Origin of the sequence: Citrobacter telavivensis (genome assembly GCF_041807075.1) — a bacterium.
Classification (GTDB): Bacteria; Pseudomonadota; Gammaproteobacteria; order Enterobacterales; family Enterobacteriaceae; genus Citrobacter_A; species Citrobacter_A telavivensis.
This window is the reverse complement of the sequence record NZ_JBGUBF010000003.1, coordinates 141602-165294: the sequence shown is the minus strand read 5'-3', so window position 1 is coordinate 165294 and position 23693 is coordinate 141602. Positions and strand designations below refer to the sequence as shown.

The following is a 23693-nucleotide window of genomic DNA, read 5'->3' as shown; positions in this document are numbered from 1 at the left end:
AGCAAGACATTGCTGGGGGGTGTTTTATTTAGTTTCATTTGTATTTGTTGTTTATTCTATATTAAATAAGCATTAACGCCAAGTAGGTATATTACCCTCATAGTCGGAGTTGTTCTGCTTAATTAAAATGATATGAATTTTATCACTTTTGTCGATGCCTACAATAATATTGTCCCCTTCATCTGCCCGCTCCATGACATAGTTATTGCGGAAATAAAGACGAAACTCGCTTCTATCAGGTGAGTTTTCTCTGGCATCATACCAAGTGACGGTATCATCGCAGAATATATCCGTTCCTCTAATAGAGAATACTACATCTTTAGTAACTCTGGCGTTGCCAAAAATCTGTTTTAGCTGAGCAACACCGTTAAACTCGTGTTGATTTGAGGCATCTCTATTGGCTTCAACTGCGGTTAAAGTTTTAATACAGGATTGCTTAAGGTAAATCGGGGATGTAGCCATTATCAACCTCTTATTAATAAATAATAACTAAGCGTATATTAGGATGTATAAATACCCGTCAAAGAGCTGTGAGTAAAATAAATAAGAAAGCTATTACATACTAAACAACTGAGGAGTTCAGTCAAGTTAGCAATGATACATTTTGCAATATGTTGTGTAACTTTATGTGTTATCGGTATCTAGGTACGAGTAGTTATGATTTGGATCAATGGCTGCTTGGTTTTTAATCAAGTTTAAAATAACATAGGCATTAATAATTGTCGTTCTTATTATTTCTTTTTCAATCGTAGAGCAAGGAAAAGCAAGGCAACTCAGAGAAGCGGAGCTTCTTTTGAGTTGCCTTGCTTTATTTTACTTTACTTAATATTCTATTTTGCGGATGCTACGGTAACTTTAAATCCACGTTGAGTTAGGTTTGAATACGTATTCATTAAATTAACTTTACTGAAAAAAGGTAAGTCTTTTAGTAATTTCTTATTATCACAGCCTAACATTAATAGAACAATTTCAAATTCACTACTCTTTATTTTTTTTGCTAGCACAAGACTCATCGCGGCATTTCCGTGATTATCTTTTATAACAACCCTCGCTGCTTTTCTAAACTCTTCGTCACTGAGAATTAGTTCAGAAGCAATGCTTGCTTGTGCGAAAAGATGACTTAAACCAGAGGAACCGCCTTTTCTATGTTTAGCGTGAATTAAAATTTTATTTTTAACATCAGCTAAATCACATAATTCTATGGAAGTTGTAGTTCTACTGCTTTTAACTAGTTTTTTATCCATAAGAATATAAGGTTTAGTTTTACTAATACGTTCATTATAATCACCCTCGGATTCTAATTTCTCTTTATTAGTAGACTTATCTATTATTCTTATTAAATCAGGAAATGGATTTTTATGTGTAGGTATAATACTTAATTCTTTTTCAACGTACTCTGAGAATTTCTTCTCAATTTCAAACCATTGCCCCAGAAATAACATATATGTTTTTCTTTTATGCGTTACTTCCAGGTTAAGGCATTTATAGACTGAGAATGTCTTAACCTCGGAACCTTGATGGTTAAAAGCAAAAAGCTTATCCCTCTTTAATTTATCTATATCCAAATTAGGGAAGTCGATAGTATTAAAATATATATTTTTATCAATATTATAAGAAATATCATTCTTAGCTCTAGTAAAACTAAAATATTCTATATCTTCATCATTCATTACTTCTGGGACTACTATCGAAACATCATCATATTTTTTTGATTTTATAATTTTAATCAATAAATCGTCCAGTTCCTCAATCGTAGTTGGCTTACCTACTTTTTTTAGATTATCTACCCATGAGAATTGCTCTAAATATTCTTTTCCTTCATAGCGTTGCAAGCACTCATCGAGGTAACGAACCAAATCATTTGGCTCCAGCTCGATTTTTACTTGTAATGAATTATCTCCTCCACAAATATTTTTGAAGGAAACCCCATCTAAAGGCAAACCAGTAACTGATCTTAAAATATCTTTAGAAATATCCACGCCAAACATAGATATCTCGGTTCCTAACGAAGCTTGTGTTTTCTTTTGCACCGGAGAATCATCAATGGTGAATGTATCAACACTTCTTAGCGAATCATGCTTCAGCATATTTAACGCTGATTTAATACCAAAATCTGACACGAAGTAAGATTGTTCTAATAAACTTCTTCCATATCCGAAAGTGACAGCAAACACTCTTGATTTAGATTTAATTAACAGCACTGCCGAACTGGATCTAGTAATTAAATCATTTATTTTATTTCCAGTAAACCCTTCGAAGAATTCTTTCCATTTGGGAGTGTTGTCCTTAACATCTTTTATAAAACAGGAGCCTTTGATACCTTTTACACCATTTAGTGCGTATTCTTTACAGACCTTAGAAAGGAAAAAAGTAAAGTCCTTGGCAGAGTATTTTTTTCAGCTAAAAATATATTAAGAGCCATCATTTTCTTAGACATAAAACCCCTTTTTTACTAAATCTGTAAAATATTTAATTAACTTAAATCAAGTTAAAGGATTAAAATATGCCTGGCGCTCAAACTAACTAATAAATCTGTCAAGAACTTATCTAAATGCTCGATTTATGTATGTATTTTTTACATATTCTACTTCAAAAAACATAACATTCACAATCATATAAACCTTTTATTATCAATACATTAAATAAAAATGTGAGTATTTTTGTATTTTCACTATCCTCTTAAAGGTATGATTCCTAAATGGGTAGTCAATAGGGTTGCATATCTCATAAAAATGTTATCTTCACTTAACTCATTAAATAAAAACGACTTTTTTAAGATGCCGTACGCAAATTTAGAATATCAAGTAAAGTGTCTTTCCGCGTAGCCCGTCAGTCGATGGCGGTGCTACGTTTTTTCGCAAGTCTCGCTGACTCGCACACATTTTCAGGTTAGTTTTTCTTATCCATTTTACTGACGAAAAAAACCTCACATCCCATACCACTTCATCAAAACAGTAATTTCGCATTACCTGACATTATTAAAAATCACTCGCCTTAGAAAATCTCAATCGTGACGATGAGTGCAAGTCGTTACTCTTTGTCCCCTAAATACTGGGGGGGAGTCATGCTGTTACATGTTTTGTACCTGATAGGAATCACTGCCGAAGCCATGACCGGTGCGCTGGCGGCGGGTCGCCGTCGGATGGATACATTCGGCGTTATCATCATTGCCACCGCGACGGCCATCGGCGGCGGCTCTGTCCGCGATATTCTGCTCGGGCACTATCCTCTGGGTTGGGTTAAACATCCCGAATACGTAATTATTGTCGCCACGGCGGCGGTCTTAACGACTATTGTGGCTCCCGTCATGCCCTATCTGCGCAAGGTATTCCTGGTACTGGATGCCTTAGGCCTGGTCGTCTTTTCCATCATTGGCGCCCAGGTGGCCCTGGATATGGGGCATGGTCCGATCATTGCCGTCGTAGCGGCGGTTACCACCGGCGTCTTCGGTGGAGTGTTGCGCGATATGTTCTGTAAGCGTATTCCGCTCGTTTTCCAGAAAGAGTTGTACGCCGGCGTCTCATTCGCCTCTGCCGTGCTTTACATCATCCTGCAACACTATGTTTCCAATCAGGATATCGTGGTTATCTCAACCCTGATGTTTGGCTTTGTCGCCCGACTCCTGGCGCTGCGCCTTAAGCTGGGTTTGCCCGTGTTTTACTACCGCCACGAAAGCCACTAAGGGATAAAGCTCTCGATGTGCTGGGCCGCCAGCCAGTGGCTCAGTTGCTTAACTTCCGCGTTGTCCAGCCATGCCATCACCTGACGTGCGCGACGCGGGCCGACCGCCGGAAGTTGTTGCCAGTACGATTCCGTTCGCCCTGACAACTGCTGCCACGAACGATCGCCGCTGGCATTGAGCGCAGCCTGGGGTAACGGGATGCCCAGCGCCAGTATCCAGCGAATAAACGGCTGTTTTCTCACCAGATTAAACTGATGCCACACCTGCTCACTCTTCGCCTTCGCAAAGCCCGGCGTGTGCTGAATCTGCTCCTGAGTTAAAGCCAGCCACGAAAAGATATGCTCAAAGTGATGCTGTTGATGAAGCGCCCGCCAACCTGCCTCACCCACACCGTCTAACTGTAAAACAGCACCAGAGCCCGCCCAGACGAGGCGGGAGATAAACTGCTCCTGACACAATGCAGAAGCAAAAAAGCAGGTCAATGCGTTGAAGCGATTTTCAGGCGGCATCGGTTTAGTCCGTTCCGAACTCCGCCAGACGACATCGTCAATACGCGGGATCCCCTGTCCGGCAAGACTCACCAGGATCCGATCGCCTGGGGCAATATCCCACTCTTCCCAGCGGGTTACGGAACCGATATTCACCCGCTGTACCCGTTTATCGTCCAGCATGACGGGAGCGAGTGTCGCCACAACGGCGATTTTTCCGCTTTTGCCGACCGTAAACTGAATCGCTGTGACCTCAGCCACCTGCGCAACGGGCGGGTATTTCCAGGCGACCAGCCAACTCCCTTGTCCCGGTAACCACTGGCGGGACGCCGGCTCTTTGCTCATCCGCACAACGACCCCATCGGTGACAAAGGGCAAAGCGGACGTCCACCAGTGCGTACGCGCCCGTTCCACGGACTCAACATTGTCTGCCGGCAGCGTGAATTTTTTCGCGAGCGTAAACCCCGCCGCACTCAACTGGTTTACTCTTTCGGACATTGTCTGCGGGCCATCAGGCCATGCCCAGATAAAAATCCCCAGTGATGATAAGTCACTGACGTTGCCCTTGCGCATCAGCAGACCCGCGACCTTCGAACGGGCATTCATTCCGCCCATTTTTTGCTGGATATGCCCTTCCTGTTGCAGAAAGATCTCGCCCTGCAACACGCTATTTGCCAGCGCACCCACCACAGTTTGCGGCACAGCAGGAATCTGTTGTACTTTTTGCGTCCAGTCTTCGCCTTTCAGGCCATCGCCACGGCTGATCGCCTGGGTCAGTTTGCCCTGCTGATATTTCAGCGTAACCGCCACGCCATCAACCTTCGGCTGTACCCACAAATCGTTGTGCTCGCGCATCCATTGCTGCATTGCTCGCTTGTCTGCCAGCTTTTGCACTCCGGTATGGGCGACAGGATGGGGGATCGTACCGCCTGGCGAGGGCAACGTCAGGCTGGGCGGGTCGTCGTCAGCAAAGCAATGCTGCCACTGGAGCAGTTGCGCATGCAGCTGATCGTAGACGCCATCCTCAACCGCGCTAACGCCCTCTTTCCAGTAGGCGTCATCCCACTGTGTAATTTGTTGTTGCAAACGAGAGATCTCCTCGTGGGCTCTGGCCGCCGACCATACCGGGCATATCGCCAGAACCTGCGAGTGCCACAACCACAACCCCATCAATATCGCTGTCCCTGTTTTCATCGCCACCTCCGTTGTACGTTGCCAGGCAGATATAGCGCGTTGCGTGACCTACGCCGAGTGACAAAAGTTAAGATTGCGTACAGGCTTCGAGTGATTTCTCTCATTTGCAGCGAATGTTGCGTAAATCAGGAAACTGGCGCGCAAAAAGCAATAATCTGGCGCAAAAAGTGTGACAAAGGCTACGTCGCGTAGCGGCGACGTGTATAATAAGCCCGTATGTAGGTTCATTTTCGATAATCACATACGTAAGATACTCATGGCTCAAGGCACGCTTTATATTGTTTCTGCCCCCAGTGGCGCGGGTAAATCCAGCCTGATTCAGGCTTTGTTAAAAACCCAACCGTTGTATGACACCCAGGTTTCTGTTTCGCACACCACGCGCGCTCCGCGCCCGGGTGAGGTTCACGGCGAACATTATTTCTTTGTGAATCATGATGAATTCAGAACCATGATTGGTAACGACGCGTTTCTGGAACACGCAGAAGTTTTTGGCAATTACTACGGCACCTCGCGTGAAGCCATTGAGCAAGTACTGGCCTCCGGGGTAGATGTCTTTTTGGATATCGACTGGCAGGGCGCGCAACAAATTCGCAAGAAGATGCCGCATGCACGCAGTATCTTTATTCTGCCGCCGTCTAAACTTGAACTGGATCGCCGCTTGCGGGGTCGTGGGCAAGATAGCGAAGAGGTGATTGCAAAACGTATGGCGCAAGCTGTTGCAGAAATGAGCCATTACGCCGAATATGATTATCTTATTGTGAATGATGACTTCAACACCGCCCTGAGCGATTTGAAGACCATTATTCGCGCCGAACGTCTGCGCATGAGCCGCCAAAAGCAGCGTCATGACGCTTTAATCAGCAAACTGTTGGCAGACTGAACCCACTTTCAGTATCATGCCCAGTCATTTCTTCACCTGTGGAGCATTTTAAGTATGGCACGCGTAACTGTTCAGGACGCTGTAGAGAAAATTGGTAACCGTTTTGACCTGGTACTGGTCGCCGCGCGTCGCGCTCGTCAGATGCAGGTAGGCGGAAAGGATCCGCTCGTACCGGAAGAAAACGATAAAACTACCGTAATCGCGCTGCGCGAAATCGAAGAAGGTCTGATCAATAACCAGATCCTCGACGTACGTGAGCGCCAGGAACAGCAAGAGCAGGAAGCCGCTGAAATACAAGCCGTAACCGCAATTGCTGAAGGTCGTCGTTAATCACAAAGCGGGTCGCCCTTGTATCTGTTTGAAAGCCTGAATCAACTGATTCAACACTACCTGCCGGAAGACCAGATCAAACGTCTTCGGCAGGCGTATCTCGTTGCACGTGACGCTCACGAGGGCCAGACACGTTCAAGCGGTGAACCTTATATCACGCACCCTGTTGCCGTAGCCTGCATTCTGGCCGAAATGAAACTCGACTATGAAACGCTGATGGCTGCACTGCTGCATGACGTGATCGAAGATACTCCCGCCACCTACCAGGACATGGAGCAGCTTTTTGGTAAAAGCGTTGCTGAACTGGTAGAGGGGGTATCGAAGCTTGATAAACTTAAGTTCCGCGATAAGAAAGAGGCGCAGGCCGAAAACTTTCGCAAGATGATTATGGCGATGGTGCAGGATATCCGCGTCATTCTCATCAAACTCGCCGACCGCACTCACAATATGCGCACGCTGGGCTCATTACGCCCGGACAAACGTCGCCGCATCGCTCGTGAAACCCTCGAAATTTATAGTCCGCTGGCGCATCGTTTAGGTATTCATCACATTAAAACCGAGCTCGAAGAACTGGGTTTTGAGGCGCTGTACCCGAACCGCTATCGCGTGATTAAAGAGGTGGTTAAAGCCGCACGTGGCAACCGTAAAGAGATGATCCAAAAAATCCTCTCTGAAATCGAAGGGCGTCTGCAGGAAGCGGGTATTCCGTGCCGTGTGAGTGGTCGTGAGAAGCACCTCTATTCCATCTATTGCAAGATGGTGCTTAAAGAGCAGCGTTTTCACTCAATCATGGATATCTACGCGTTTCGCGTTATCGTTCATGACGCCGACACCTGTTATCGCGTGCTCGGTCAGATGCACAGCCTCTATAAGCCGCGTCCTGGACGGGTAAAAGACTATATCGCGATTCCAAAAGCGAACGGCTATCAGTCTTTGCACACGTCGATGATCGGCCCGCACGGCGTCCCGGTTGAAGTCCAGATCCGTACAGAGGATATGGACCAGATGGCGGAAATGGGGGTCGCGGCGCACTGGGCTTATAAAGAGCACGGTGAAACCAGCACTACCGCGCAGATTCGTGCCCAGCGCTGGATGCAAAGCCTGTTGGAACTGCAACAAAGCGCCGGTAGCTCGTTTGAATTTATCGAGAGCGTGAAATCCGATCTTTTCCCGGATGAGATTTACGTTTTCACACCGGAAGGGCGCATTGTCGAACTGCCTGCCGGTGCAACACCCGTCGACTTTGCCTATGCGGTGCATACCGATATTGGTCATGCCTGTGTGGGCGCGCGCGTCGACAGACAGCCCTACCCACTGTCACAGCCGCTGACCAGCGGTCAGACGGTCGAAATCATTACCGCGCCGGGGGCACGGCCGAACGCCGCATGGCTTAACTTCGTCGTCAGTTCAAAAGCCCGCGCCAAGATCCGCCAGTTGCTGAAAAACCTCAAACGCGATGATTCCGTCAGTCTGGGACGCCGCCTGCTCAACCATGCGTTGGGTGGCAGTCGTAAGCTTGCCGAGATCCCGCAAGAAAGCATTCAGCGTGAACTTGAGCGGATGAAACTCGCGACGCTTGATGACCTGCTGGCAGAAATTGGCCTCGGCAATGCCATGAGCGTGGTGGTGGCGAAAAACCTGCAACAGGGTGATGCCTCTGCAATCCAGTCTGCGGCGCCGGGCCACGGTCATTTGCCCATCAAAGGCGCAGATGGTGTGCTGATTACCTTTGCCAAGTGCTGTCGTCCGATTCCGGGCGATCCGATCATTGCCCACGTCAGTCCGGGTAAAGGTCTGGTCATTCACCATGAATCCTGCCGTAACATCCGTGGTTACCAGAAAGAGCCAGAGAAATTTATGGCGGTGGAATGGGACAAAGAGACGGAGCAGGAATTCATCACCGAAATCAAAGTGGATATGTTTAACCATCAGGGTGCACTGGCTAACCTGACGGCGGCGATCAACACCACGACCTCTAATATTCAGAGTCTGAATACCGAAGAGAAAGATGGCCGCGTTTACAGCGCCTTTATTCGCCTTACCGCGCGCGATCGCGTGCACCTGGCGAACATCATGCGCAAAATCCGCGTGATGCCAGACGTGATAAAAGTCACCCGTAACCGAAATTAACCAAATGAATGCACAGCGTTATGCCCGCATTTGCGAAATGCTCGCCAGGCGCCAGCCGGACCTGACTGTCTGCATGGAGCAGGTTCACAAACCTCATAACGTTTCTGCGATCATTCGTACCGCAGATGCCGTTGGCGTCCACGAAGTTCACGCCGTCTGGCCGGGCAGTCGTATGCGTACCATGGCCTCGGCGGCGGCAGGAAGCAACAGTTGGGTGCAGGTGAAAACCCACCGCACGATTGGCGACGCGGTCACCCATCTTAAAGGCCGGGGCATGCAGGTTCTGGCAACGCACCTCTCTGATAACGCTGTCGATTTCCGCGAAATAGATTACACGCGTCCGACCTGTATTCTGATGGGTCAGGAGAAAACCGGTATTACGCAGGAAGCACTGGATTTGGCGGATCAGGATATCATCATCCCCATGATCGGCATGGTTCAGTCGCTTAACGTTTCCGTCGCCTCTGCGTTGATTCTTTACGAAGCACAGCGCCAGCGACAGAACGCCGGAATGTACCTTCGCGAAAACAGCATGTTGCCGGAAGACGAACAGCAGCGCCTGTTGTTTGAGGGCGGCTACCCGGTGCTGGCAAAAGTCGCCAAACGCAAGGGGCTGCCCTATCCGCATGTCAATCAGCAGGGCCAAATTGAAGCCGATGACGTCTGGTGGTCCACCATGCAGGCGGCGAAGTAAATCATGAGTGGCCGCCTGTTAGATGCTGTCCCGCTCAGTTCACTAACGGGCGTTGGCGCAGCGCAAAGTAGCAAACTGGCGAAAATTGGTCTGCATACCGTGCAGGACCTGCTGTTACACCTTCCTCTGCGTTATGAAGACCGTACCCAACTCTATCCCATTGGTGAACTGCTACCGGGCGTTTACGCCACCGTTGAAGGGGAAGTGCTGAACTGCAATATCACCTTCGGGGGTCGACGGATGATGACCTGTCAGATCAGCGACGGTTCCGGCATTCTGACGATGCGCTTTTTCAACTTTAGCGCGGCGATGAAAAACAGCCTTGCTACCGGACGGCGCGTACTGGCTTATGGCGAAGCGAAACGCGGGAAGTACGGCGCGGAGATGATCCACCCGGAATACCGGGTGCAGGGCGATCTCAGTACGCCAGAGTTGCAGGAGACCCTCACCCCGGTTTATCCCACCACCGAAGGTATCAAGCAGGCGACACTGCGTAAGCTCACCGATCAGGCGTTGGATCTGCTGGACACCTGTGCCATCGCTGAACTCCTGCCGCCGGAATTATTACAGGGCATGCTCAGCCTGCCCGAAGCGCTTCGCACGCTGCATCGCCCACCGCCGACGCTACAGTTAAGCGATCTCGAGACCGGCCAACATCCAGCACAGCGTCGTCTGATCCTGGAAGAGTTACTGGCGCATAACCTGAGCATGCTGGCGCTTCGTGCGGGCGCGCAGCGCTTCCATGCCCAACCGCTAAGCGCCAACGATAAGCTGAAAAACCAACTGTTAGCCTCGCTGCCTTTTAAGCCAACCGGTGCGCAGGCCCGCGTGGTGGCGGAAATCGAGCACGATATGGCGCTCGATATCCCGATGATGCGTCTGGTGCAGGGCGATGTCGGCTCCGGTAAAACGCTGGTTGCCGCGCTTGCAGCCCTGCGGGCGATTGCGCATGGTAAACAGGTCGCGCTGATGGCTCCGACCGAGCTACTGGCGGAACAGCATGCCCACAACTTCCGCAACTGGTTTGCCCCGCTTGGCGTTGAAGTCGGCTGGCTGGCGGGCAAACAAAAAGGGAAAGCTCGTCTGGCGCAACAAGACGCTATCGCCAGCGGACAGGTACAAATGGTGGTGGGGACGCACGCGATCTTCCAGGAACAGGTGCAATTCAACGGCCTTGCGCTGGTCATCATCGATGAACAGCACCGTTTTGGCGTGCATCAGCGTCTCGCGCTGTGGGAGAAAGGCCAGCAGCAGGGTTTCCATCCGCACCAGTTGATCATGACCGCGACGCCTATTCCACGGACGCTGGCGATGACCGCCTACGCGGATCTCGATACCTCCGTCATTGACGAACTGCCGCCCGGACGTACCCCCGTCACAACGGTGGCCATTCCGGATACCCGCCGCAGCGATATTATTGACCGGGTGCGCAACGCCTGTACGCAGGAAGGTCGCCAGGCCTACTGGGTCTGCACGCTGATTGAAGAATCCGATCTGTTAGAAGCCCAGGCCGCAGAAGCCACGTGGGAAGAGTTGAAACTCGCACTGCCAGAACTGAACGTCGGCCTGGTCCACGGACGCATGAAACCTGCCGAGAAACAGGCGGTAATGGCGGCGTTTAAGCAGGGCGAGCTGCATCTGCTGGTCGCCACGACGGTTATCGAAGTGGGTGTGGATGTCCCTAACGCCAGTCTGATGATTATCGAAAATCCGGAACGTCTCGGTTTGGCACAGTTACACCAACTGCGTGGGCGCGTCGGCCGTGGTGCGGTGGCTTCACACTGCGTGCTGCTCTACAAGTCGCCGCTATCGAAAACGGCGCAGAAACGCCTGCAGGTGCTGCGCGACAGTAGCGATGGCTTTGTGATTGCGCAAAAAGATCTCGAGATTCGCGGACCGGGTGAATTGTTGGGTACGCGGCAGACGGGGAATGCAGAATTTAAGGTGGCGGATTTACTGCGCGATCAGGCCATTATTCCGGAAGTTCAGCGCATTGCGCGCCACATTCATGAACGTTACCCGCAAGAGGCAAAGGCGCTGATCGAACGCTGGATGCCAGAAACAGAGCGCTACTCTAACGCCTGACGGCAATGCACAAGCGCGGCAGTTTATCCCCACCGCGCCCTCTCTCTATTGCGCAAAAATAGGCAGTAGCAGATACAGTTTGATCACCAGCGCATTGACGATGTCGATGAAAAACGCACCGACCATTGGCACCACCAGAAAGGCCATATGTGAAGGCCCAAATCGCTCGGTAATCGCCTGCATGTTGGCAATTGCCGTTGGTGTCGCCCCCAGACCAAACCCGCAATGTCCCGCTGCCAGCACGGCTGCATCGTAGTTTTTGCCCATCATCCGCCAGGTCACCACTATCGCATACAGCGCCATAAAGATGGACTGCACGACCAGGATCGCCAGCATCGGCAGGGCCAGTGATGCCAGTTCCCACAGCTTCAGACTCATCAGCGCCATGGCCAGAAACAGCGACAGACTGACGTTCCCGAGGACCGACACCGCACGCTCAAAGACACGATAAAATCCCACCGCGGCCAAACCGTTGCTGACAATCACGCCGACAAACAGCACGCAAACAAACGTCGGCAGCTCAAACACCGTTCCCGCCAATAGTTGCGCAACAATCCGGCCTACGGTCAGACAGATAGCGATAAGCGCAATGGTTTCGATCAGTACCAGAGAGGTGATCATGCGCCCGACGTCCGGTTTTTCAAACGCGGTAGGCACCGCCTGATCGTCAGGCATACCGTCCGGTGTCGTCGAGTGTTTGACCAGGTAACGCGCAACAGGCCCGCCAATCAGCCCCCCGAGGATCAAACCAAAGGTCGCGCACGCCATCGCCACTTCGGTCGCGTTAGCAAAGTCGTAGCGTTCGATAAACAACTTACTCCAGGCCGCGCCGGTACCGTGTCCACCAGACAGCGTGATCGAGCCGGCAATCAGCCCCATCAATGGATCAAGTCCCAGCAGGCTGGCCATCCCGATGCCGATGGCGTTTTGCATCAGCAGCAACCCCACCACCACGATCAGGAAAATCCCCACTACGCGACCACCTGCCCGCAGGCTGGCGATGTTGGCGTTTAAACCGATGGTTGCGAAAAATGCCAGCATCAGCGGATCGCGCAAGGTCATATCGAAGTTCACTTCCCAACCCATGCTCTTTTTCAGCACCAACAGGGCCAGCGCCACCAGCAACCCGCCGGCAACGGGTTCTGGAATCGTGTATTTCTTGAGAAAGGAGACGGACTGAACCAGTTTACGCCCCAGCAGCAACGTCAGCGTTGCGGCAACGAGGGTTGATAAGGTATCGAGTTGAAACATACAAAGCTCCTTGAGTACGTCTGAATCAGTTACGCACGATGTCTTATTCCTGAGACTATTTTTAGCTTTTAATGGCAATTCGGCATGGATTTTAAGCAGAAAAGCGCGGTAAGTTATATAAAAATGTTATTTTATCTATTTTAAATATTAAGAATACCCACTCGCAAACGTTTGCTTTTACCCTCTGCTCAGATAAAATGCCCGCTTTGCCACCACGGGATTATCACTGATGTCTGTTAACACCCTCGAGTCCGAAAATGCGCAACCGGTTGCGCAGACTCAAAACAGCGAACTGATTTATCGTCTTGAGGATCGCCCGCCGCTTCCACAAACCCTGTTTGCCGCCTGTCAGCATCTGCTGGCGATGTTCGTTGCGGTGATTACGCCGGCGCTGCTCATCTGTCAGGCGCTGGGGTTACCGGCTCAGGATACGCAACACATTATCAGTATGTCGCTGTTCGCCTCCGGCGTGGCCTCCATTATTCAGATTAAAGCGTGGGGTCCGGTAGGTTCAGGGTTGTTATCGATTCAGGGCACCAGTTTTAACTTCGTGGCACCGCTGATTATGGGCGGTACGGCACTGAAAACCGGTGGCGCAGATGTCCCCACCATGATGGCGGCGCTGTTTGGTACCCTGATGCTGGCCAGTTGCACAGAAATGGTGCTCTCCCGCATCCTGCATCTTGCGCGTCGTATTATCACTCCGCTGGTCTCGGGCGTGGTGGTGATGATCATCGGCCTGTCGCTGATTCAGGTTGGTCTGACGTCCATCGGCGGCGGCTATGCCGCGATGAGCGACAACACCTTCGGGGCACCCAAAAATCTGATGCTGGCAGGCGTTGTGCTACTGCTGATTATTCTGCTCAACCGTCAGCGTAATCCGTACCTGCGCGTGGCTTCACTGGTTATCGCCATGGCCGCAGGTTATGCACTGGCGTGGTTTATGGGCATGCTGCCAGAAAACAGCGCGCCAGCCTCCCAGGAACTGATCATGGTGCCGACACCGTTGTACTACGGTCTGGGCATTGACTGGAATCTGCTGCTGCCGCTGATGCTGGTGTTTATGATCACTTCTCTGGAGACCATCGGCGATATCACCGCAACGTCAGACGTTTCCGAGCAGCCCGTTTCTGGCCCGCTGTACATGAAACGTCTGAAGGGGGGTGTTTTGGCGAACGGCCTGAACTCATTCGTCTCTGCGGTCTTTAACACCTTCCCGAACTCCTGTTTCGGACAGAATAACGGGGTCATTCAGTTGACCGGCGTGGCCAGTCGCTACGTTGGCTTCGTGGTTGCGCTGATGCTGATCGTACTCGGCCTGTTCCCGGCGGTGAGCGGCTTTGTGCAGCATATTCCTGAGCCGGTACTCGGCGGGGCTACGCTTGTCATGTTCGGTACTATCGCGGCATCTGGCGTACGTATTGTTTCCCGTGAACCGCTGAACCGCCGCGCGATCCTGATTATTGCGCTGTCGCTGGCAGTCGGTCTTGGTGTCTCTCAGCAGCCGCTGATCCTGCAGTTCGCACCTGACTGGGTGAAAAATCTGCTCTCTTCCGGAATCGCTGCGGGCGGAATCACCGCTATTGTACTGAACCTGATTTTCCCACCTGAAAAGCAGTAAACGCTTTGCGACGGTGATTCAACTTCACCGTCGCTATCATACTCTTTCACGATTCCTGCCTTGAGGATTGCGCGTAAATCGTGCATAACTCAACTATGTGCACTTCGCAGGATGGAAGACCATGAAATTTATTGGAAAGCTGATTCTCTACGTGCTGATCGCCCTTCTGGTGGTGATTCTCGGCCTCTATTTCCTGCTGCAAACACGCTGGGGCGCAGAACACATCAGTTCCTGGATATCTGAGCACAGCGACTATCGACTGTCCTTTGAGGCGATGGACCATCGTTTTTCTTCTCCTTCGCATATCCTGCTGAAAAACGTCACCTTTGGCCGCGACGGGCAACCCGCCACGCTTGTGGCAAAAACGGTCGATATTGGCCTGAGCACTCGCCAACTGACGCATCCACGACATGTCGATACGATCCTACTACAAAATGGCACCCTGAATATTTCTCCTCAGACGGCACCGCTCCCCCTCCAGGCCGATCGCCTGCAGTTGCTGGATATGGCGTTTAACAGCCCTGGCAGCGAGTGGGATCTGAGTGCCCAACGAGTGAATGGCGGCATCATCCCCTGGCTGCCTGAAGCCGGTAAAGTGCTCGGCAGCAAAGCGCAAATCCAGCTCAGCGCCGGCTCTCTGACGCTGAATGATGTTCCTGCTGCCAACGTCCTGATTGAAGGCAGTATCGATAACGAACAGGTGACATTAAGCAATATCGGTGCAGATATCGCGCGCGGTGCCTTAACTGGCGTGGCAAAACGCCATGCCGACGGCAGTTGGATGGTTGAGAATCTGCGTCTGAACGATATCCGACTGCAAAGCGATAAATCGTTGACAGACTTTTTCGCGCCGCTTAATACCATTCCGTCGCTACAGATTAATCGCCTTGAGGTCACCGACGCGCGTCTTCAGGGCCCGGACTGGGCGGTCACCGACCTTGACCTTAGCTTGCGCAATCTGACCTTCAGCAAAGACGACTGGCAAACGCAGGAAGGCAAACTGTCGATGAATGCCAGCGAGTTCATTTTTGGCTCATTGCACCTGTTCGATCCCATTCTGAATGCCGAATTTTCACCGCAAGGTATCGCACTGCGCCAGTTCACCACCCGCTGGGAGGGCGGTATGGTCAGAACCTCCGGCAACTGGCTGCGCGAGGGTAAAGCCCTGATCCTCGATGACGCGGCCATCGCGGGCATAGAGTACACCCTGCCGGAAAACTGGAAACAGCGCTGGATGCAGCCGCTACCGGCATGGCTGAACAGCCTGACGCTGAAGAAATTTAATGCCAGCCGCAACCTGGTGATTGATATCGATCCGACGTTCCCGTGGCAGTTGACCGCGCTGGATGGCTATGGTGCGAATCTGGGGCTGGTGCAAAACCAGCAATGGGGCGTCTGGAGCGGAAATGCAACCCTTAATGCCGCTGCCGCCACCTTCAACCGCGTCGACGTGCGCCGTCCTTCCTTGTCTTTAGCTGCCAACGCCAACACGGTGAACATCAGTGAACTGAGCGCCTTTACGGAAAGAGGGATTCTGGAAGCAACCGCCAGCGTGTCGCAGTTGCCACCACGCCAGACGCAGGTCAGCCTGAATGGACGCGGTGTCCCGGTGAACGTTCTGCAACCGTGGGGATGGCCGACTCTGCCGATCGCCGGTGACGGCAATATTCAACTGACCGCCAACGGTACAGTGCAGGCTAACGCGCCCCTCAAACCCACGGTGAATGGGCAGTTGCACGCCGTGAATGCGGATAAACAGCAGGTCACGCAAACCATGCAGGCTGGCGTCGTCTCTGCGGGTGAAGTGACGTCGACCGAACCCGCGCCAACAGCCCCCGCTCCCGTTACGCCGTAATCTCCCCACCTCGCCCCCGGATGTTCTCGATCCGGGGGCGTTTTTCGCATGAAAACGAAACAGGTACTCATTTATCGGCTATTTGTGCCTATTTTCCGCAACAGGTTTTCATCCCCCCAGAGAGTTGTTATAACGATGAGGTTGGAAGTCTTATTTAATAATTACAAACACTCTATATAAAATAAAGGAATAGCCATGTCTGTAATACGTCAACGTATTCTGGCGGATATGCAAAGATTCTCCAGAGCAATGATCGGGGCGGTCTTGTTCTTACCTGTTATTGGCTTAATTCTGGCCTTAAGCTCAATATTAACTAACCCGACGCTTATATCCGAAACCAGCTTTTTACATCAAATAGGTCAACTCCTTGGTGATACCTTCTGGCCATTATTTGGCAACCTGGGGCTGCTTTTCTGTGTCGGGATCAGCTATGGCCTGGCGAAAGATAAAAAAACCGAAGTCGCACTGGTTGCCGTCATGTGCTTTATTATGTTTTTGGGCGCTAACCACTCCTGGCTGGAATATACTCACGGCATCGCTGAAAAGGTCAATGGCGAATATTATGGCACCGGACAAACGCAAATTTTAGGTTTTGTCGTTGTCGATATGGGGATCTTTTTAGGGATTATTCTCGGCTGCACCATTGCCTGGGTACACAATAAAGTCTCTGAAATAGAACTGCCAGGCGCACTCTCGATGTATGGCGGGGCGAAACTGACCTTAATCGCCATGACGCCGGTGATCCTCTTTTACGCCATTGCCTTTACCTGGTTCTGGCCATTCATAACGCACGGCATCGCCGCGTTAACCAGTTTCATGAAAAATGCCGGGGTAGCGGGCGTCTTCGTGTACGGTTTCTTTGAAAAATTCCTGATTCCAACAGGGCTGCACCACTTTGTCTGGTCACCGTTCCAGTTAACCCAGATTGGCGGAACCCTGAACGTTGACGGGCAAGTCGTCTCCGGGACGCAGGCTATCTTCCTGGCCTATATGCGCCATCCGGATCTCACCCCGGTGATGAACGAAGCGCTACGCTTTTCCCAGCAGGGGATGACGACGATCTTTGGCCTTTCCGGCGCGGCGCTGGCGTTCTACCACACCGCCACACCGGAGAAGAAAATGATGGCGAAGGCAATTCTGTTGCCCGCGATTATTACCTCTATTCTGACCGGAATTACCGAACCGATTGAATTTACGTTCCTGTTTATTTCACCGCTGTTATGGCTGATTCACGCCACGCTGACCGCCGCTTCTCAGGCGATTTGCGATCTGCTGACGGTTCGCCCGTGGGGCGCGTCCGGACTCATTGAGTTTCTGATTTATAACCTGCCGCTGCCGGCAGCCCTCACCCGCTGGCCGTTATACGTCCTGATCGGTATCGGGCAGTTCGCTGCGTACTACGTGATTTTCCGCACCCTGGTTATCAAACTGAACCTGAAAACCCCGGGTCGCGAAGATGACGGCGAAGTGAAGCTCTACAGCAAAGAAGATTACCGCAATAAAAAGGCCAACGCAGGTCAGGCCGTCACCGATGAGATCATTAAAGGCTTAGGTGGCAAAGAGAACATTATTTCTGTTGATAACTGTTTTACCCGATTACGCGTCGCGCTCCATCATCCCGACAAAATTGATGAAGCCCTGTTAAAAACGACCGGCGCCAATGGCGTAGTGCGTAATCAAAATGAAGTTCAGGTTATTTACGGTGTGAGGGTTGGACAGGTTCGATCCCGGGTAGATAACTGGCTGGCAAATAATTAATCAGGAGTTGTTATGAAATTAACTGTATTAGGCGGAGGCGGTGTTCGTTCCGCGTTCCTGGCAAAATCTCTGGCCTATAATGCACATCGTATTGGTTTACAAGAAGTGGTATTCCTCGATAATGCAGAAGAGAACCTGAAAATTTTCGGCGAAATCGCCCGTTATGTTTTTGCCACGATTCGACCTGATATTCGTTTCAGCCTGACGACGGATCCGGTATCCGCATTAAAGAACAGCAATTATGTCATCACCACGCTGCGTGTCGGCGGCGATGAAAGCCGCGTGCGCGATGAACGTATTGCGCTGAACCATAACACATTGGGTCAGGAGACCACCGGAGCGGGCGGTTTTGCGATGGCGATGCGCTCAATTCCCGCCATTCTCAATTACTGCCGCCTGATTGAAGAGCATGCCGCCCCCGATGCCATTCTGTTCAACTTTACCAACCCTTCCGGGCTGGTTACCGAAGCCATCATTAAGTCCGGGTTTAAACGTCGGGTTTATGGCATTTGCGATGCGCCCTCGGAGCTGATTCGCGAACTGCCCGCCATCCTCAACTGCGACGAAGCGGATTTGAAAGTGGAATGCTATGGTCTGAACCACTTCTCCTGGTTTACCCACTTCACCGTGAAAGGGGAGGATGTGACCGACAAACTGGTGAGCAACCCGGAACTGTACAGTAAAACGGCGATGCAGTACTTCTCACCGGTGCTGGTTCAGCTTTGCGACAAGCAGTTGCTGAATGAATATCTCTACTACTACTACTATCGCGAAGTAGCACTGAAAGCGATTCAGGATGCGCCGGAAACCCGCGGTGAAGCCATTGCACGGATCAACCAGGAAATGCGCGAGGAACTCCAGAACGTGGATGCGCAGGCAAACCCGGAAGCCGCATTTGATATCTGGATGAAACACTATCTGCGCCGCGAGAATAGCTATATGCAGAACGAGTCGCATCAGGAAAAATTCAATACTCGCACACCGTTAACGCTGCAACAGTTTATTGAAGAGCCGGATAGTGGCGGTTACGCAGGGGTGGCGCTGGATATTCTTGAAGCCGTGAACAGTTCCACCAGCAAGCGCATTGTTGTCTCGTTACAAAATAACGGCACGCTGGATTTCTTACGTCCTGATGATGTTATTGAGATCAGCTGTGACCTGAGCAAAGAGGGGCTAAAACCCGTTACGCCAATCCACGTACCGGACGCCCAGAAAAACATGATCTCCTGCGTTAAAGAGTACGAACGTCTGGCAGTGGACGCCATCATGCGCAAAGATAAGAGTCTGGCTATCCGCGCATTAATGGCGCACCCGCTGATTGGCTCCTGGTCGCTGGCCAAACAGCTGGTTAGCGAGTATCTCGACGAAGCGCAGTTTAGCAACTGGAAATGATCGTCCCCGGGGCGTCGACTGACGCCCCGCCCGGATTTTGCAAAAACCAGAGCTTCAGCAGATGTTCGAATCCCAGGATGCAGTAACCAAAGAAAGGATTGCTCCAGTAGATATCATCATCAAACTTTTGTGGATCGTGGATGATGACGGCGGTGTCCGCCGCCTGGGCCAGCGGGCTTTGATAGTCACCGGTAAAGCAGACCAGGTCGGTATTTTTTCCTTCCAGCGCTTTGACCCAGTTTAATGCCGAACTGCTGCGACCGGATTTAGACACCAGCCAGATAGAGTCGAATTTTGCAGCCGTTTTTTGTTCAAGTATTTCATAGTCCGGCCAAAGTGCCAGACTGGCATTCACGCCAATCACCAGGAATTTATTATAAATATATTGAGCAATCAGTTGAGAGAAGCCGCTACCATGAATAAGAATACGGTCGTGTTGCAGCCGATTTAATAGCTGCGACAGGTTTTCGGCAGGCTGGATATTCATAAAATTAATATCATTCGTCACATCAAGTTTTGGCATTGTGATATTAAACTTAATGAAGTACACCAACTCCAGCCAACCGCTAAACTTGAGTTTTTTCGCCAGTCGAACCAGCGAGGATGGGTTGCTGTAACAGTGCTCCGCGACTGTGCGAATACCCTCACGAATGCATTGCTCTGGATTATTCTGAATAAAGCGCAGGACGGTGACTTCTGTCTTACTTAATTTTACATCACGAAATACATTTTCCAGTTCCATTTTAAGCTCCTGTGAGTGCAAAATAAATTTATCACTTTTTAAAACAATCGGTCTGTGCAACAGGTCACTTCATCACAATTTCATATTAAAAAAAGAAATGAATAAAAATCTAGCATTACTCGCGATGATGTTTTTCTTGTGGGGAAATATCACGGCAATTAACAGCGTGCTGATCATATTTTTCTATCAGTATTTTCATCTGTCATGGTCGCAGTCTATTTTCATTACCGTTATTTTTTACGTTGCCCCTTTTCTGACCTGCCTGCCCTGCTCAATGCTGATTGAACGCCAGGGATACCGTAAGGTACTGCTGCTGTCGCTAACGTTGTCGGTTGCGGGATGTCTGATGTTCGCCCTTGCACTGCAACTGGATTCCTTCGCCCTGTCACTGCTGGCGATGTTTGTGGTGGCGACTGGCGTGGCGGCGATGCAGGTTGTCGCTAACCCTTATCTGACGTTGCTCAGCCCGCCGCACAAACGGATCGGCAATCTGTGCCTGGCCTCTGCCGTTAATTCGCTGGGCACTACGCTTGCCCCCATGCTGGTTGCACTGCTGCTGGCGTTTTCCCCGGTTGATATCCTGGCGCGCGAAGAGCCCATCAGCGCGCTCTGGCTTTGCCTCGCCTTCTTTTCGCTGGCGCTGATTGCGGGGGTTTTCTGGATCCGCCTGCCGGATGTGGCGCGCCCGGAAAAAGCCGCGTCCGGGACGCATAATGCCTGGAAGAACAGAGAACTGTTATTCAGCGTGGCGGCAATTTTTGTTTATGTTGGCGTCGAGGTGAGCCTTGCAACCAGCCTGGTGAAATATCTCATCACCATCGGCGGCTGGAGCACCACGGCCGCGATGTCGCTGGTCTCTTTTTACTGGGGAGGCGCGCTGGCAGGTCGTTTTCTTTATGGTCTGCTCGCCGACAAAACAGGCAATTACACGCCGTTTCTGGTGGCGACGCTGGCCTGTGCAACGGCGGTTATCATGGCGATATGGCTGAACGATATCACCGGCGGTTACCTGCTTATCCTGACCGGCTTAGGAAACTCGATTCTGTATCCGATTATCTTCGGGCATACCATCAACAAAAATCCGGCAATTGCCAACATTTCTGCCGCAGCCATGGTGATGGCCGGGATTGGCGGCGCGGTCATTCCCTTATTGCAGGCGGTCTGCATTGACGGACTCAATCTCCGGTTCAGCTTTTTACTACCGGTCGTGCTGTATCTGCTGCTGGCGCTGTGGGGGCGGCTGAATCTCCGCCCCCTCGCTACATCCGCTTAAAGCGTAATGACGATCTCATGACTCTGCGGTGTTACCACCACGCCCAGTTCGCTGCCCCGATGCGAACCAGCGCGAATACCGCTAATTTGCGCAATGTTACGCAGGCACAGCGTCCAGCTGTGCGCATCGCCACTCCCCGTTACGGTGAGGGTGTTGCGATTGCGCTTAGCGGTCAGCGTAAAGACAACCGAACCGTCCGCCGCAGGGACTTCACAAACGGCTTCGCGTCCCTCGTCGAGAGAGAACAACTGAAAGGCGGTGCCGTCGTTCCACGCGTAATCCGGCTTTTGATTATTGCTGCCCAGCGCCAGCAGAGTGTTGTCACGCACGTACACCGGCAGACTCAGGAAGTCATGCTGCTGTTTGTGCCAGCGACTGCCCTGTACTTCGTCGTTGCGCCACAGGTGCGTCCAGCGTCCTTCCGGCAGGTAAAACTGCACATCACCGGCTTGCGAGAACACCGGTGCCACCATCACAGAATCACCCAGCATATACTGACGGTCGAGATAATCGCATGCCGGATCGTCCGGGAACTCCAGCATCATGGCGCGCATCATCGGCGTGCCCCGTTCGTGCGCACGAACCGCCTCCCGGTACAGATACGGCATCATGCGGCACTTCTGCTCGGTGAAGTAGCGCACCACATCGCAGGATTCATCGTCATACGCCCAGGGCACACGATAGGATTTACTGCCGTGCAAGCGACTGTGGCTGGAGAGCAGACCAAACGCACACCAGCGTTTATAGACGTGTGCCGGCGCGGTATTCTCGAAGCCGCCGATATCATGGCTCCAGAAGCCAAACCCGGACAAGCCGATAGACAAGCCGCCGCGCAGGCTTTCCGCCATTGACTCATAGTTGGCGTAACAGTCGCCGCCCCAGTGCACCGGGAATTGTTGTGCTCCCACGGAAGCGGATCGGGCAAACAGAACCGCCTCTTCTTCACCCACGGTCTCTTTCAGTACGTTCCATACCAGCTCGTTGTAGATGTACGCATAATGGTTGTGCATTTTCTGCGGATCGGAACCATCAAACCATTGCACATCGGTCGGGATACGCTCGCCGAAGTCGGTCTTGAAACAGTCAACGCCGATATCCACCAGACCTTTCAGTTTGCTGGCATACCATTCACAGGCCTGCGGATTGGTGAAGTCATAAATCGCCAGCCCCGGCTGCCATTTATCCCACTGCCACAGAGAACCATCCGGACGCTTCAGCAGATAGCCTTTCTCTTTGAGTTCATTGAAAATCGGTGATTTCTGTCCAATGTACGGGTTGATCCAAACGCAGACCTTCAGCCCTTTCTCCTTCAGCCGACGAATCATCCCTTCCGGGTCCGGGAAGGTCACCGGATCCCATTCGAAATCACACCACTGGAAGGCCTTCATCCAGAAGCAGTCGAAGTGGAAGACGTGCAGCGGCAGATTGCGCATTGCCATGCCATCAATGAAGCTGTTTACCGTCGCCTCGTCGTAGTTGGTGGTGAACGAGGTGGTCAGCCACAGGCCAAACGACCAGGCAGGCGGCAGCGCCGGACGCCCCGTGAAGCGGGTATAGCGGTTCAGCACTTCTTTCGGCGTCGGGCCGTCGATCACGAAGTATTCGAGATATTCGCCTTCGACGCTGAACTGCACTTTCGACACCTTCTCCGAGCCGATTTCAAACGAGACGCACTGTGGATGGTTGACCAGTACGCCGTAGCCACGGTTAGTCATGTAAAACGGGATGTTTTTGTAAGACTGCTCAGTGCTGGTGCCGCCGTCGCGGTTCCAGGTTTCTACCGTCTGGCCGTTGCGCACCAGTGCGGTAAAGCGCTCGCCCAGACCGTAAACCGTCTCGCCGACGCCCAGATCCAGGCGCTCGAACATGTAGTTTCGCTGCGTGTCGGTGTCCTGCACATAGCCGTTGTTCTTCAACTGACTGCCGGTGATGCGCACGCCGTTACGCAGGAAATCCAGCGACCAGAACTCACCTTTGGTAACGCGTACGCTTAAGTTACCGCTTTTCAATTCAGCAACGTCAGCCGTGTTCTGGATGTCGACCTTCACGTCCTGCAAAACGTTGAGCGGGTAATGCGGACCGTTATCCAGCGCCCCCTGAAAGTGTTCCATGCGTACGCCCACAACCCCTTCCTGCGGCGAAAAGAAACGCAACGTAAACAGCGGGGTATCCAGTTGCCAGGTGCGTTCACGGACGTCGCGCGGTGCGGCATAAACCACCAGTTCGTTACCGTGCTGTTCTACATCAAACACCTGGATCGGATGAGTCAAATTAAGGCCCGGCTGAATCAGCCAGTTCCCGTCGCTAATCTTCATACT

16 protein-coding genes and 1 pseudogene are annotated in these 23693 nt (G+C 51.5%); 11 read left to right on the top strand and 6 right to left on the bottom strand.

Annotated elements, in window-relative coordinates; all coding sequences use genetic code 11:
* Positions 1–72 precede the first annotated feature (72 nt).
* Entirely contained in the window at positions 73–462 is a 390-nt protein-coding gene (locus ACERJC_RS15490) for a type II restriction endonuclease (RefSeq protein WP_373672023.1), read from the bottom strand.
* 368 nt (positions 463–830) lie between these two features.
* Positions 831–2333, bottom strand: a pseudogene (locus ACERJC_RS15485) (TIGR04141 family sporadically distributed protein); the annotation flags it as partial.
* A 731-nt stretch (positions 2334–3064) separates the two neighbouring features.
* On the opposite strand from ACERJC_RS15485, the gene ACERJC_RS15480 reads away from it, so the two are divergent.
* The gene (locus ACERJC_RS15480) at positions 3065–3682 is read left to right on the top strand and encodes a trimeric intracellular cation channel family protein (RefSeq protein ID WP_152400659.1); all 618 of its coding nucleotides are present in this window, start codon (positions 3065–3067) and stop codon (positions 3680–3682) included.
* Here the strand turns inward: ACERJC_RS15480 and ligB are convergent.
* Positions 3679–5364 (bottom strand): NAD-dependent DNA ligase LigB, encoded by a 1686-nt coding sequence (ligB, locus tag ACERJC_RS15475; protein WP_373672022.1) that lies wholly within the window; start codon positions 5362–5364, stop codon positions 3679–3681. The genes ACERJC_RS15480 and ligB overlap by 4 nt on opposite strands.
* Positions 5365–5620: 256 nt before the next feature.
* Here ligB and gmk point away from each other — a divergent pair, with 256 nt between their 5' ends.
* From gmk to recG, 5 genes are read left to right on the top strand one after another with little or no spacing between them, the layout of a single operon-like run.
* Positions 5621–6244: a guanylate kinase gene (gene gmk / locus ACERJC_RS15470; RefSeq protein WP_152406220.1), complete on the top strand. Its 624-nt coding sequence runs from the start codon at positions 5621–5623 to the stop codon at positions 6242–6244.
* A 54-nt stretch (positions 6245–6298) separates the two neighbouring features.
* Positions 6299–6574: a DNA-directed RNA polymerase subunit omega gene (rpoZ, locus tag ACERJC_RS15465; RefSeq protein ID WP_000135057.1), complete on the top strand. Its 276-nt coding sequence runs from the start codon at positions 6299–6301 to the stop codon at positions 6572–6574.
* Positions 6575–6592: 18 nt separating this feature from the next.
* A complete protein-coding gene (gene spoT / locus ACERJC_RS15460) occupies positions 6593–8704 on the top strand; it encodes a bifunctional GTP diphosphokinase/guanosine-3',5'-bis pyrophosphate 3'-pyrophosphohydrolase (protein ID WP_042323359.1) in 2112 nt (703 codons plus the stop codon).
* A gap of 4 nt (positions 8705–8708) precedes the next feature.
* On the top strand, positions 8709–9398 hold the full coding sequence (gene trmH / locus ACERJC_RS15455; protein WP_152400663.1) for a tRNA (guanosine(18)-2'-O)-methyltransferase TrmH: 690 nt from the start codon (positions 8709–8711) through the stop codon (positions 9396–9398).
* 3 nt (positions 9399–9401) lie between these two features.
* Positions 9402–11483, top strand: a complete 2082-nt coding sequence (recG, locus tag ACERJC_RS15450; RefSeq protein WP_152400665.1) for an ATP-dependent DNA helicase RecG — start codon at positions 9402–9404, stop codon at positions 11481–11483.
* A gap of 45 nt (positions 11484–11528) precedes the next feature.
* Here recG and gltS read toward each other — a convergent pair whose 3' ends face one another.
* A complete protein-coding gene (gltS, locus tag ACERJC_RS15445; RefSeq protein WP_373672021.1) occupies positions 11529–12734 on the bottom strand; it encodes a sodium/glutamate symporter in 1206 nt (401 codons plus the stop codon).
* A 229-nt stretch (positions 12735–12963) separates the two neighbouring features.
* Here gltS and xanP point away from each other — a divergent pair, with 229 nt between their 5' ends.
* From xanP to ACERJC_RS15425, 4 genes are all read left to right on the top strand, one after another.
* Positions 12964–14355, top strand: a complete 1392-nt coding sequence (gene xanP, locus ACERJC_RS15440) for a xanthine/proton symporter XanP (RefSeq protein WP_042323367.1) — start codon at positions 12964–12966, stop codon at positions 14353–14355.
* A gap of 121 nt (positions 14356–14476) precedes the next feature.
* Positions 14477–16210, top strand: coding sequence for an AsmA family protein (locus ACERJC_RS15435; protein ID WP_373672020.1), 1734 nt, complete (start codon positions 14477–14479; stop codon positions 16208–16210).
* Positions 16211–16405: 195 nt separating this feature from the next.
* Complete coding sequence (locus ACERJC_RS15430) at positions 16406–17968, top strand: PTS transporter subunit EIIC (RefSeq protein WP_152400671.1); 1563 nt, start codon at positions 16406–16408, stop codon at positions 17966–17968.
* Positions 17969–17980: 12 nt separating this feature from the next.
* Positions 17981–19360 (top strand): family 4 glycosyl hydrolase, encoded by a 1380-nt coding sequence (locus ACERJC_RS15425; protein WP_373672019.1) that lies wholly within the window; start codon positions 17981–17983, stop codon positions 19358–19360.
* Here ACERJC_RS15425 and ACERJC_RS15420 read toward each other — a convergent pair.
* A complete protein-coding gene (locus ACERJC_RS15420; protein ID WP_373672018.1) occupies positions 19344–20102 on the bottom strand; it encodes a MurR/RpiR family transcriptional regulator in 759 nt (252 codons plus the stop codon). The genes ACERJC_RS15425 and ACERJC_RS15420 overlap by 17 nt on opposite strands.
* Positions 20103–20199: 97 nt before the next feature.
* On the opposite strand from ACERJC_RS15420, the gene ACERJC_RS15415 reads away from it, so the two are divergent.
* Positions 20200–21375 (top strand): MFS transporter, encoded by a 1176-nt coding sequence (locus tag ACERJC_RS15415; protein ID WP_373672017.1) that lies wholly within the window; start codon positions 20200–20202, stop codon positions 21373–21375.
* Here ACERJC_RS15415 and yicI read toward each other — a convergent pair.
* Positions 21372–23690 carry an alpha-xylosidase gene (gene yicI, locus ACERJC_RS15410; protein WP_373672016.1) on the bottom strand — a complete coding sequence of 773 codons (2319 nt, stop codon included), beginning with the start codon at positions 23688–23690 and terminating at the stop codon, positions 21372–21374. The genes ACERJC_RS15415 and yicI overlap by 4 nt on opposite strands.
* Positions 23691–23693: the final 3 nt, after the last annotated feature.

Excerpts from the sequence above, each read along its gene's own strand:
- ACERJC_RS15430 (WP_152400671.1), top strand. The coding sequence starts at position 16,406 with ATGTCTGTAATACGTCAACGTATTCTGGCGGATATGCAAAGATTCTCC.
- ACERJC_RS15425 (WP_373672019.1), top strand. The coding sequence starts at position 17,981 with ATGAAATTAACTGTATTAGGCGGAGGCGGTGTTCGTTCCGCGTTCCTG.
- trmH (WP_152400663.1), top strand. The coding sequence starts at position 8,709 with ATGAATGCACAGCGTTATGCCCGCATTTGCGAAATGCTCGCCAGGCGC.
- rpoZ (WP_000135057.1), top strand. The coding sequence starts at position 6,299 with ATGGCACGCGTAACTGTTCAGGACGCTGTAGAGAAAATTGGTAACCGT.
- yicI (WP_373672016.1), bottom strand. The coding sequence starts at position 23,690 with ATGAAGATTAGCGACGGGAACTGGCTGATTCAGCCGGGCCTTAATTTG.
- ACERJC_RS15435 (WP_373672020.1), top strand. The coding sequence starts at position 14,477 with ATGAAATTTATTGGAAAGCTGATTCTCTACGTGCTGATCGCCCTTCTG.
- ACERJC_RS15490 (WP_373672023.1), bottom strand. The coding sequence starts at position 462 with ATGGCTACATCCCCGATTTACCTTAAGCAATCCTGTATTAAAACTTTA.
- recG (WP_152400665.1), top strand. The coding sequence starts at position 9,402 with ATGAGTGGCCGCCTGTTAGATGCTGTCCCGCTCAGTTCACTAACGGGC.
- gltS (WP_373672021.1), bottom strand. The coding sequence starts at position 12,734 with ATGTTTCAACTCGATACCTTATCAACCCTCGTTGCCGCAACGCTGACG.
- ACERJC_RS15480 (WP_152400659.1), top strand. The coding sequence starts at position 3,065 with ATGCTGTTACATGTTTTGTACCTGATAGGAATCACTGCCGAAGCCATG.
- xanP (WP_042323367.1), top strand. The coding sequence starts at position 12,964 with ATGTCTGTTAACACCCTCGAGTCCGAAAATGCGCAACCGGTTGCGCAG.
- gmk (WP_152406220.1), top strand. The coding sequence starts at position 5,621 with ATGGCTCAAGGCACGCTTTATATTGTTTCTGCCCCCAGTGGCGCGGGT.
- ACERJC_RS15415 (WP_373672017.1), top strand. The coding sequence starts at position 20,200 with ATGAATAAAAATCTAGCATTACTCGCGATGATGTTTTTCTTGTGGGGA.
- ACERJC_RS15420 (WP_373672018.1), bottom strand. The coding sequence starts at position 20,102 with ATGGAACTGGAAAATGTATTTCGTGATGTAAAATTAAGTAAGACAGAA.
- ligB (WP_373672022.1), bottom strand. The coding sequence starts at position 5,364 with ATGAAAACAGGGACAGCGATATTGATGGGGTTGTGGTTGTGGCACTCG.